The organism is Bradyrhizobium sp. Mp27, assembly GCF_029953005.1.
GTDB classification, from domain to species: Bacteria; Pseudomonadota; Alphaproteobacteria; order Rhizobiales; family Xanthobacteraceae; genus Bradyrhizobium; species Bradyrhizobium barranii.
Genome location: NZ_JASAUS010000202.1, coordinates 1 through 10308, shown reverse-complemented (window position 1 = coordinate 10308; position 10308 = coordinate 1). Strand labels below are relative to the sequence as shown.

Annotated in this window: 15 protein-coding genes and 4 pseudogenes; 11 read left to right on the top strand and 8 right to left on the bottom strand. The window is 62.2% G+C overall.

The window, feature by feature from the left end:
• Positions 1-116: 116 nt before the first annotated feature.
• The 8 genes and pseudogenes from QJT78_RS44835 to QJT78_RS44800 all read left to right on the top strand — a co-directional run bounded on the left by QJT78_RS44835 (position 117) and on the right by QJT78_RS44800 (position 4521).
• Positions 117-590 (top strand): hypothetical protein, encoded by a 474-nt coding sequence (locus QJT78_RS44835; protein WP_240537904.1) that lies wholly within the window; start codon positions 117-119, stop codon positions 588-590.
• Positions 587-856: a hypothetical protein gene (locus QJT78_RS44830; protein WP_028154331.1), complete on the top strand. Its 270-nt coding sequence runs from the start codon at positions 587-589 to the stop codon at positions 854-856. Before QJT78_RS44835 ends, QJT78_RS44830 begins: the two co-directional genes overlap by 4 nt.
• A 33-nt stretch (positions 857-889) precedes the next feature.
• Complete coding sequence (locus QJT78_RS44825) at positions 890-1189, top strand: hypothetical protein (RefSeq protein ID WP_028154332.1); 300 nt, start codon at positions 890-892, stop codon at positions 1187-1189.
• A 2-nt stretch (positions 1190-1191) separates the two neighbouring features.
• Positions 1192-1299, top strand: a pseudogene (locus QJT78_RS44820) (YqaJ viral recombinase family protein); the annotation flags it as partial.
• Positions 1300-2106: 807 nt separating this feature from the next.
• Complete coding sequence (locus QJT78_RS44815; protein ID WP_028154333.1) at positions 2107-2322, top strand: hypothetical protein; 216 nt, start codon at positions 2107-2109, stop codon at positions 2320-2322.
• 97 nt (positions 2323-2419) lie between these two features.
• Positions 2420-2641 (top strand): hypothetical protein, encoded by a 222-nt coding sequence (locus QJT78_RS44810; protein ID WP_155258246.1) that lies wholly within the window; start codon positions 2420-2422, stop codon positions 2639-2641.
• A gap of 153 nt (positions 2642-2794) precedes the next feature.
• Positions 2795-2983 (top strand): hypothetical protein, encoded by a 189-nt coding sequence (locus tag QJT78_RS44805; RefSeq protein ID WP_063629913.1) that lies wholly within the window; start codon positions 2795-2797, stop codon positions 2981-2983.
• Positions 2984-4218: 1235 nt separating this feature from the next.
• The gene (locus QJT78_RS44800) at positions 4219-4521 is read left to right on the top strand and encodes a hypothetical protein (RefSeq protein ID WP_028154336.1); all 303 of its coding nucleotides are present in this window, start codon (positions 4219-4221) and stop codon (positions 4519-4521) included.
• A gap of 223 nt (positions 4522-4744) precedes the next feature.
• Here the strand turns inward: QJT78_RS44800 and QJT78_RS44795 are convergent, their stop codons facing one another.
• From QJT78_RS44795 to QJT78_RS44785, 3 genes are all read right to left on the bottom strand, one after another.
• Positions 4745-5086, bottom strand: a complete 342-nt coding sequence (locus QJT78_RS44795; RefSeq protein WP_244433314.1) for a hypothetical protein — start codon at positions 5084-5086, stop codon at positions 4745-4747.
• A 685-nt stretch (positions 5087-5771) separates the two neighbouring features.
• Positions 5772-6047, bottom strand: coding sequence for a septal ring lytic transglycosylase RlpA family protein (locus QJT78_RS44790; protein WP_240537832.1), 276 nt, complete (start codon positions 6045-6047; stop codon positions 5772-5774).
• A gap of 98 nt (positions 6048-6145) precedes the next feature.
• The gene (locus tag QJT78_RS44785; protein WP_155258305.1) at positions 6146-6403 is read right to left on the bottom strand and encodes a hypothetical protein; all 258 of its coding nucleotides are present in this window, start codon (positions 6401-6403) and stop codon (positions 6146-6148) included.
• 184 nt (positions 6404-6587) lie between these two features.
• On the opposite strand from QJT78_RS44785, the gene QJT78_RS44780 reads away from it, so the two are divergent.
• Positions 6588-6797 carry a hypothetical protein gene (locus QJT78_RS44780; protein WP_049808059.1) on the top strand — a complete coding sequence of 70 codons (210 nt, stop codon included), beginning with the start codon at positions 6588-6590 and terminating at the stop codon, positions 6795-6797.
• Positions 6798-6810: 13 nt separating this feature from the next.
• Here QJT78_RS44780 and QJT78_RS44775 read toward each other — a convergent pair whose 3' ends face one another.
• Positions 6811-7512, bottom strand: a complete 702-nt coding sequence (locus QJT78_RS44775) for a response regulator transcription factor (RefSeq protein ID WP_248888827.1) — start codon at positions 7510-7512, stop codon at positions 6811-6813.
• A gap of 266 nt (positions 7513-7778) precedes the next feature.
• Between QJT78_RS44775 and QJT78_RS44770 the strand changes: the two are divergent.
• Positions 7779-8027, top strand: a pseudogene (locus tag QJT78_RS44770) (hypothetical protein); the annotation flags it as partial.
• Here QJT78_RS44770 and QJT78_RS44765 read toward each other — a convergent pair.
• The gene (locus QJT78_RS44765; protein ID WP_028154574.1) at positions 8004-8198 is read right to left on the bottom strand and encodes a hypothetical protein; all 195 of its coding nucleotides are present in this window, start codon (positions 8196-8198) and stop codon (positions 8004-8006) included. The pseudogene QJT78_RS44770 and the gene QJT78_RS44765 overlap by 24 nt on opposite strands.
• Before the next feature lie 365 nt (positions 8199-8563).
• Between QJT78_RS44765 and QJT78_RS44760 the strand changes: the two are divergent.
• Positions 8564-8910, top strand: a pseudogene (locus QJT78_RS44760) (DNA ligase); the annotation flags it as partial.
• A gap of 706 nt (positions 8911-9616) precedes the next feature.
• Here QJT78_RS44760 and QJT78_RS44755 read toward each other — a convergent pair.
• From QJT78_RS44755 to QJT78_RS44745, 3 genes and pseudogenes are all read right to left on the bottom strand, one after another.
• Positions 9617-9823: a hypothetical protein gene (locus tag QJT78_RS44755; protein ID WP_038945834.1), complete on the bottom strand. Its 207-nt coding sequence runs from the start codon at positions 9821-9823 to the stop codon at positions 9617-9619.
• A gap of 24 nt (positions 9824-9847) precedes the next feature.
• Positions 9848-10111: a hypothetical protein gene (locus QJT78_RS44750; protein WP_063711536.1), complete on the bottom strand. Its 264-nt coding sequence runs from the start codon at positions 10109-10111 to the stop codon at positions 9848-9850.
• Positions 10112-10198: 87 nt separating this feature from the next.
• A pseudogene (locus QJT78_RS44745) lies at positions 10199-10308 on the bottom strand (heat-shock protein); the annotation flags it as partial.

Genomic DNA, 10308 nt, shown 5'->3' with positions numbered 1-10308 from the left:
CGCTGTGCATCGGTACGGCGGCTCCTGGGCAGCCTATTGACCAACCTATTGGGTCCGGGCCGGGTCCCACCGGCAAGCACCAGCGGCTGGCTCGGCATCCGATGAGCGCCTTCGTCATGATCAATAACACCGCCCTCACCCGTCGCCGCTCCGACAATCCGCACGAGGAGACCTGGCACATCTATTCCGGCGACGTCCGCATCGGCACCATCGGCGTGCGCGCCGGCGTGCCTGTGCACGCCGATCAATGGGCTTGGTCGATGGGCTTCTACCCCGCCATGGAGCCAGGCAGATGGCGGAGTGGCATTGCCGCCACCTTCGAAGCCGCGCGCGAGGCCTTCGAGATCGCATGGTCGGAGACGCAGCCGAGCGTCCCGGAGAGCGCCTTCGACGAATGGCGCCGCGATCGCGACTGGCGGGCCGCGGTTGCGGCCAAGCGCGCCCGCGGCGAGAAGCTCGATAGCGAGATCCGGAGCACGCTGATGCGCTGCGTCTGCGGGACGACATGCGACAGCTGGAAACCCGCGGAGAGCTACCCGCACCGCGCGCACATCACCGCCGCGCAGGCGGCCAATGGGACACGCCGATGAAGCACACCGAAGAACGACCCTATGCAGATCCGGAGACGGCCGCGCGCAAGCTCGTCGAGCTCGCAGCGAGCGTCGAGGCTGTCCAGGACGGCCGCATCTATATCGAGAGGATCAACGCGCCCTTCTTGTTCAAGCTGAAGGGCAGTGGCAGCGAGTTCGGCGCCGGGCTCAAACACGCGATCGAGCGCGGTTGGCTCCAGCTGCACGAGAGCGGGACTTACGTGAAGCTGATGCCGTCCAGTGAAGACCTGCTGGCCCGCAAATAAAAGCGTTTCGAACCTGCACCAGGCGGGCGAGCGATGAAGGTGCGGCCGACGCGACCGAAGGACCCTGGGCCGATCGAGAAACTCGACCTTCCGGACGGCCTGACCTACCCTGACAACGGCCACACCATGCTCAGCCGTCTGGTCCAGCTCGGAATGGCCTCCGAGCAGCCGACACGCGTGGGCGAAGCCATCATGGATCGCGGCAAACAGACGGGCGTGCGCAATTTCAACGAGTTTGTGCTGACGCCATGGGGAAAGCAGTTCATGCGCGCCGCGACGCCGCCGTCGCCACGCGCACCCGACGACGAAGAGATGAGTTCTACCAGCGCGTGACGGTCGAGCAGGTTGCGTTCGTATCCCATCCGAAGATTGACCAGGCTGGAGCCAGCCCCGACGGCTTGGTCGGCGCGGACGGCTTGGTCGAGATCAAGTGTCCCAACACTTGACGCATTTGGTGGGGAAAACCGTGATATTGTTGCCCTGCCCCTTGCCGTCGTTGAGCGTGACAGCATGCTTGCCCCCCATTTGATGGCGAGGGTGCTACCCCACATAGCGCCGGGTTTTTGTAGCGAATGGATGCTGGTTCCATGGAAAATCGACCTCGTGATGAGGGCGACCTTGCGGCGCGCAGTTAGCAATTTTCCCTGGCGGAATAAGGCGTCGGCGGCCGGTTTCTGGCGATCTGTCGGGCAAGCTCGCAGCGACGTCTAGCGAGATCCGCAAGTTTCGCATCAAGGAGCTGCGCGCGGCCGCTGATCGGCTTGTTCGCCGTGCGGAGGCGCTCCGCGTGGAGGCAAAGCGATTACTCAAAATAGCCGAGCGCGAGGAAGCGAAGCTGACGCGCGAATCCCGGAGAAAACCCCGGAGCGCGGCGACGCGCCGGCCTAAGGCTTTGCGTCGTCGCGGATAATCGATCTGCGTCCGGCGTGTTTCTACTCCGCGGGTTGCAGGTTCGAGTCCTGCTGGGATCGCCATTTTTACAGGCCAAAAACCCAAGCAATTCTAAAGCTTAAGCCGCCCGCGAAATTTTGTTAGTACACGTCTCGCTTAGAACGGATGCCGACAAAGTCGGCCGATGTCGCCGCACGTCGGGCAAAATTACCGAACTATTCCCGAATTTCGCACAGCGAAACGCACGCCGCGCTGGTATCCCACAACTCGCACACGTGACGTGTAGACAGATAGCGCATAATGCGCTAGACAACGCGAACGACGGGGCGCGCCTCCCGGCAACAACCGAGGGCAACCACATGGTCGAGGTCGGGCAGATTTACCGGGATACATATTTCGACGGCTTGGACGGCGGCGAGCAGGAGCATCGCACAATCCGGATCATCGAAGTGACCGGCGACAAGGTGCGTGTGGAAACCCTGACCGACGTGCTCGGGAACGCTCTGGCCAAGCCGCGCCGAACGCAGATTTCGCTCAAGACCTTGGCCAAAGGCTACGTACTGGTGACAAAATGAACCGCCCCGAGGAGTTCAAGACCATGACAACTGACGACCAGATCCGCCAGCGCATTGTCGGCACTTACTACGGCCGCAACGTCTGGCGGGTTTCGCCGTGATGACACCCGACCAATGCCGCGCCCACCTGACGCGGCTCGAGATCTCGCAACAGGCCTTTGCGCGCCTGGTCGGGATCACGCCGCAGCATTTCCGCAAGATGCTGCGCCAGGTCGAGCCGCTCGAGATCCCGCGCGCGGTCGAGCTGCTGCTGCCGCTGCTGACGCCGGCGAAAGTGCGCCGCCTGGTCGCCGAGCTCGAGGCCGCCGAGGCGCCCTAGCCTGCGGCCGCCGGCGCGTTGAAACGGCGCCGGCGATGCTTATCTGCGCCCCATGCGACCCTTTGAGTTTTGCGTTCCCAAGGCCGTCCAGGCCGTGCCATCCGGCCCCAACTGGATCCACAAAATCAATATGACGGATACCGCGCCCGCCTGGTGCGCGCCGGCGATCGCGTCCGGCTCGAGTCCAAGGCCGGCCTCGACTGGACCTGGCGGTATCCCTTCATCACCGAGACCGCGCGCAAGATGTGCCAGGCGCATTTCGCGATCGACGGCGAAATCGTCGTTCTCGACCTCCGCGGCGTCTCGGATTTCGACGCGCTGAGCTCTACGCCTTCGACCTGATCGGCCTCGCCGACGACGATCTGCGCCAGCTGCCGCTATTCGAGCGCAAGGCCGAACTCGGCAAGTTGCTGCGCGGCCATGGAAGGCATCTTCGTCGCGCCATTCGAGCCAAGCGCGATCGGTCCCGATCTGTTCACGGCCGCTTGCGAGATGGGCCTCGAGAGCCTCGTTTCCAAACATCGGGAACGGCGCTAGCGACCGCGCACAGGCGAATGGATCAAGATCAAGAATCGCGCGCATCCGGCGATGTCGCCGGTTTGAATGAAACAAGCCCCTGCCAGGATTTGCAGCGCGGCCCGCCCACGCGTTAAATCAACCCCACCTGTTACTCGGTCACTTCGAGCACAAAAAAACGCGCCGTGAGGGGTTTCTCACTCGGGGCGAAGGCACTACGAGGTACGGTTCTATGACTGCTGTCATATTGTCGGCTGGGTTTTATTGGCAACGGTGCTGGTCGCTGAGCACAAAGGCCGTTGGGTTGAGCGGCTGCATTGCCCCGCGTTGCTTAAGGCGTCACCAGGGCAGCTTAGCGATTGCGTAAGCAACAAACGCGAGAAGCGCAATCCAAGCGAGCGACACGCACCAAGACCTAACCGCACGATACGGGCCAACGCCCCGCGTAGCACGGGTCACAGCGATAGAATCATCCATACCAACCCCAAAGCACTGAAGATCGACAGCGCAACAAAGCCGAACCGATAAGTTCGTTCCGCCCAATCCATAAGCGCCCCCTGCTCATGCAACCTGTAGTGATTTGCATATCGTGCTTGGTTGTTGGGGAAAAGGAAGCAACGTTGACCTAAGCCCGGTCTCAAAGCGACAGGATTAGCCAGACGATTAGGCCGGTGTTGATGGTGCCTACCGCGACAATGCCCGCTTGAATAAGCCGCTCGATCATGGTTCACCCTCCACAACCTAGAAGGGATAAGCATGCGTCCGGTTAGAATTGGCGTCTATGCAGATTGTGCCAAAACCGGGAATTTTCGGTAATTGATGACGGCGCGTTCCGCCGTGAATTCACCGTGTGGTTGGGGGAGAACAATATAGGCCTTCAACGGGCGGGCGTAGTTACAAACCTGTGGCACGCTCAGCATTTCAGTGCTCAGCTCGGCCGCAAGGTCGGCGTGCACCTGGCGCTACCCCTGCACCATTACGATAACGTGACCTAAGGCGAAGCCGACTGGAACGTCGCGACGGTGGCGCAGCCCACCGAACCCGCAAGGAGCGCCCCGCCCATGCGCCAGAGCCCTTCGCCTAACACCAAGGCCCTCAAGTCCCAAATAACGCGCGGGCGACTGGTTTCTGGCGCTCTGTCGGGCAAGTGCGCACCGACGCCTCAGGAGTTCCGCGAACTTCGCATCAAGGAGCTGCGCGCGGCTGCTGCGCAGCTTGTTAGGCGCGCCGAGGTGCTTCGCGCGGAGGCAGAACGCTTGATCAAGATAGCCGAGCGCGAGAAGGCGAAGCTGGCGCGCAAACGCCGGGGCCCCACCCAGAGCGCGGCGGCACCGAGCGCCAAGGCCTTGCGCCATCCCGGATAATTTCTCCGCAGAAGCCGGCTCGGAGTTGTCTGCTGGCGCGACGCGGCCGCCGGCGGCCCTCACTTCCGGACTGCAAATTTTCGAAATGAAATCTGCTAGCTTGCCGGTTTTGCCAAGTTTTCCCGACTACGTCGTTTCGTCAATAGCATTTGTAAGGCGTATACCGGTGGGGGCGGCCCTGGATAGGCCTGACTGGGACGCACCGGGGCTGCGCCACGCGCCACTACCGAAGTTTCCCGGTGGCATCACCGCCAACGTCACACGGCACCTTGACATGCAGTTGGCCCTGCCCTTGCGCGGTGTCGCCTGACGGCGCAAGCAGGCCGGCACCCTGCCTTTGCTCGTTCCGCGCAAGGGACGCCAGTCTATCGAGTTGGCCGGCCAAACCAACATAGGTTCGGGCAATGTTTTTCAGAGCGGCGGCGCGGTCCTTGGAGATGCCACTCGCGGAAGAAAGTCTCTTGTAGTGGTCAGAAAGCCTCTTGTAGTGATCAGCATGTTCGCGGCACTCAGCAATGTTGCGGTCGAGGCGGTCGGCCGGCACGATCGAGGGCAATGGACGCATACGCTACTCCCATATGTTTTGCGCACCGCGTCCGACCGCTATGGTGCGCATGATCTTCGGCAATTCAGCCTGCGCCTCGCTACCCGCGTGGAAACCGCAGGCCGTTCGCCGCCGCCCAACTAACAATGTTCAACGTCCGCCGGCCAACGCCCACGAGCATAAAGAGGTCGCGCTGCGTCAGCGCCTGGACGTTCTCCCGCGTGACCGTGCGGCCCGCCAAGGCGCGGCGCAAGGCAGTCTGTGCTCGGGGGCTCAATCCAGCAATCGACACGTCCTGCCGGGATGCGTCCATCGCTAATCCCGGCAGAAAATCTGGCCCCGCTCGGCCGCGAGCGCGAGCTCCGTCCATTCGTGCACAAGCTTCAACCAGCCTTCTCGATCGACTTGGTCGAGGCTCCGAGTCGCCTCCTCGCGGCAGGCCGTCGCCTCCTTGAAAAATTGCTGAGCGGAGGCCTCCATCCTAGCGAAGTGTGACAACTTCTCGGATAGCTTATTCTTCATCGTTGCCCCGGCGCATAACCATGCAACACGAACGGATTGAAAACCCGTGGAATTGCCACTTGTTCCCGCCAATTGCGCCACAAGATTTTCATTCTCGTCGGACTGAATTTTGAGCCGTCACTTCATTTTGAGGAATCTCCTGCGCGGAGAAGCCTCCCGCATTGCAAAGGACAGCGATCGGCGCTCATTGCACGCTGACCTTGGCCGTGCCGCCCATGCCGAGCGCATCGGCGCCGGCGCGGCCGAGATCGACACAGCGGCCACGGACGAACGGCCCGCGATCGGTCACAACCGCATAGATCGCGCGGCCGTTGGCGAGATTGGTGATCGTCACGCCGCGGCCAAACGGCAGCGTCTTGTGTGCGACCGTGAACGGCGCCCGCGCGAACGTGTTGAACCTGGCACCGGACGCCGTGCGGCGGCCGTGGTAGCCGTCGCCGACGCCGTATTGCGAGGCAATGCAGATCTCGGCCGCGACCGCGCTCGAGACAAGACAGGCGAGCGCGAGCGCCGCGGCAAAAGCGGTTTCATGTTTCAGATTTCCTTTTGGTGATGGATCTAGCCGCGCGCCTTGATCAGGTCGGCGAGCAGCTCGGCGCCTTTCTTGACGCTGTTGGTCGCGCTTTGCAGATGCGCGAGCACTTCCTGCAGCCGCTGCTCCTGCTCGGTAAAATCGCGATCGTCGCGACCGTCGTCGAACAGGATCCGGCGAATATTGTGGAGGCTCTCATCTACGTCAATAACGTTTGTAAGGCGTACCGTTGGGGGCGGCCCGGGATAGGCATGCCTGACTCGGACGCACCGGGGCTGCGCCACGCGCCACTACCGAAGTTTCCCGGTGGCAGGTCGGTAGTTGTTTCGGGAAGAGGAACCCAAAAGGGGGCCCGAAATTTTGAGTCATCGCTTGCTCACCGGCAGAGCTGGCGGAGCGGCCCCGGCCTACCTCATTGACACCCCTGTCAACCGGGGCCGTCTCTGCGCACTTGAATCGGAGTAGCGTATGCGTTCCTTGCCCTCGATCGTGCCGGCTGACCGCCTCGACCGCGACATCTATCTGGTGCTTGAAGACTTCGGCGCGCGTGCCGGTTGCGCCTGGCGCGAGACGGATGAGGCTGACACTGACCTCGAGGGCGTCCTGCAAAATCTCCTATCGCTAGAGCCATCCCGGTCCCGATGGAACGAGAACCGGCATGCTCTCAGTCTTTCGTGAAGGCGCGTGAGCCTCAGGCTTCCTTGAAGCGGTAGCCGACGCCGTAAAGTGTCTCGATCATCTCGAACTCGTTGTCGACCACCTTGAACTTCTTGCGCAGCCGCTTGATGTGGCTGTCGATGGTGCGGTCGTCGACATAGACCTGGTCATCATAGGCGGCGTCCATCAGCGCGTTGCGACTCTTCACCACGCCGGGCCGGGTCGCCAGCGCCTGGAGGATCAGGAATTCGGTGACGGTCAGCGCCACCGGCTCGTTCTTCCAGGTGCAGGTATGCCGTTCGGGGTCCATGCGCAGCAGGCCGCGGTCGAGCGCCTTGGCATTGTTCTCCTTCGGCGCGACGGTCGGGTCCTTCGGCGCCGAGCGGCGCAGCACGGCCTTGACGCGCTCGACCAGCAGGCGCTGCGAGAACGGTTTGCGGATGAAGTCGTCGGCGCCCATCTTGAGGCCGAACAGCTCGTCGATCTCTTCGTCCTTGGAGGTCAGGAAGATCACCGGCAGGTCGGATTTCTGCCTGAGACGGCGCAGCGTTTCCAAGCCGTCCATGCGCGGCATCTTGATGTCGAGAATGGCAAGATCGGGCTGGGTGGTGCGGAAGCCGTCGAGCGCGGAGGGGCCGTCGGTGTAAGTCATGATGCGGTAGCCTTCCGTCTCCAGCGCGATCGAGACGGATGTGAGAATGTTGCTGTCATCGTCGACCAAAGCGATTGTGGGCATGAGCCTCTGCTTTCTGCTTTCCGTTTGGGTCGTGGCTTTAAACGGCGAGCAATCCACTGATGTGCCGCACACATGGGTGCCGAAGTCGGCGGTCGAACCTTGTCGCCGAGCAATGCAAGCTGGGCTGAAGTGTGACCAAGTTCCACGAAGCGCGGCAGATTCGCCCCGTTTCGCCGCTTAACCTGACCCCCGTTTACCCGAAAAAAGACCTCCCTTGCAACCACCTGACCCTAGAAAGCTGATGCAACCGACCTCCGATTTCGACTTCGGGCCAGTACGCCTATCCGGTCCGGATTGTATCCTTCAACCCCGTCGAGGGGTGCTCGCGGGATGCGACTTCCGAAGTCGCCGACGCGCTGGCCCAGCGCGCAGCCGACACGGAGGCCGAGATCTCGTCTGCGCTGCAAGACTTCATCGCCGCCAACGCCACAAGACGTTTCGACATGCAGCTCGCGCTGCCCCTGCGCGGGCATTTTCAGCGGGCGTCTGGTTCAGAGCCACAGCCACGCGAATAACGCCGTGATGAGGGCCCAGCCTATGAGCTTTTCAGCGAGAACCTGCGCATAGCGGAAGTCGTTCGCGCCGCAGGCATCGAGGTCGAGCTGGCGCATTGCTTCCAAGAAATAGCCGCCGCTCACGAGGACAAAGAGCACTGCCATGATGACGTGGTAAGTCTGGTCGCTCATGGCTGCAGCTCCTCGGGCTTGGTGCCTGTGTCGAGCATCAGGTTGACAAGCAGCGCAATGTGGCGCGGCACGAGCCAGCTCGCCGCTGACTCACCGGCGCACGGCGCGTGGCGTCGCGGCGATGGTCGATCAACTGGCGCCCCGCTCAAATGTATGGATGGCATCCCGACAAATGCCCATGTCCCATTGGTGAACATGCCGTTCGCCGATGACGAATACCGCGGACGTCTCTGCCATGTCTCCACGAACATTTTCGACCATACTGGCGCCTCTGGTGGTTCGCCAATGATGCGCCGAATTTAGTTCCTACAATGGGACTGGCTATGAGGACTTCAAAAATCCGCTCCCGCCCCTATCTCAGCCCTATGCGTACCGCGTTCGAATTCTGCCTGCCGACCGCCGCCAAGGTGGTGCCGGCCGGGCCCGACTGGATCCACGAAATCAAGTATTAGGGCTATCGACTGCGCGTCGAGCGCCAGGGAAGACCGTGCGCCTGTTCACCCGCAACGGCTACGACTGGACTAGGCGCTTCCCTTGGATCGTCAAGGCCGCGCTAAAGAACCGCGAGCAGCAATTCGTCATCGACGGCGAGGCAGTGGTGCTCGGCGTCGACGGCGCATCGGACTTCAACGCCCTCCCCTCGCGCCGGCCGGATAACGAAGTGCAACTCTACGCCTTCGACATCCTTGCGGTTGGCGGCGAGGACCTGCGTCACAGCCCTATGCCAAGCGGATCGCGCACCGGGGCATCTGGGTCGAGCCGAGGCTGCTTGCCGAGATCAAGTATCGCGTCAAGTCCGCCGATCCGTTCTTCAAAGGTCTCCGGGAGGATCTTTGATGCGCATCGCCGAACTGAACGTTCGTTGCTCGGAAGAAATGCAGGCGCGTGCCCTTAGCCGTGAACCGGTCAAATAGCGCCGGAGGTCTCCGGCTAGGGATACGGGCACCGGATGAGATCCGGCCGCTTCCCAAGCAAATCGGCCCCCAGACTGAGATCTTGCCGGTGGGATCTCTTTTCTACGAAATCACTGATGCTGGAAGCGCGGTGACCGCGCCGAAGGAGCGCTCGGATGGGGCCGAGTTGCCGGGAGCGGTGGCCGAGATGATCCCCTCGGCACAGCGGCGCGCTCCAAGCCCGGTCGTTCGACCGCTGATTGACTAGCCAGAGGTTGTCTTCGCTTTAGGGGGCGGTGCGTTTGTTCCAATGCTCGGCCGCCTGCCTAACGGTCGGCGCATTGGGGCCGAAAGCCGAACATTTCTTACATACTACGAATTTTGGATCGATGTCGCTGTTGATCCAAACCTCCGAACCGCCGCAGAAAGGGCAGGGCCGCAGCGGTTGTACAGAAACAGGGAATCCGCGCAGTGGATCGATAGCTGCGCTGTCGCTTGGCTGCCTAGGCATCTTAACGCGAGCGTTTAGAAAGACAGTATTTCTGAGCCGATGTCGACGACCTCGACGAAAAGATGACCGACCTCGCTATTGAAGCCGATGAAGTCCCACTTGGCGCCGTCGCCTTGGCAGGTAGCGCCGAAGCGTGCCGGCTGCCACTCGGGATGTTTCGTGCTCGAGCGCACAAGGACCCAATAGAAGCGACCTGGAATCAACTGTGTGACGTCAGTCATCGAATCACTTGCAGACCCCCTCGCTCACGCCGCCGCGCGACGCTCGGCCGAGCGCAGACGCATGGGCTTGCCGCCCGGCGGGTTGCGCGGACCGTTCCCGTCTAGCGCGCGTAGCGCTTCCAGAATTTCGTCGATATGAACAGGCGCCTTAGTCCGTCCGGCGAGCGTAACGCTGGACAGGACGCGATCGCCGAGGCGTACGACCTCGCGCGGCTGCGAGAACACCGTGCCGGGGCGAAGAAGGGCATTTAAATCGACGACGTTATCGTGTGCGGGCGTCGTCCGCATGGCTAAAGCTCCTACCCATCATAAGACGCATTAGGTAGCCGCGCGGAAGCACCCGCGCGGCGGCGATCGGAACCAGGCCGCGGGTTGTCAGGCGGCCTTGCCTTCGATCTGCTTGACCTGCCCGGCGCTTGCGCCCGCGATGGCGATGCGCCGCGGCTTCATGGCCTCGGGAATCTCGCGTTGAAGCTCGATGACCA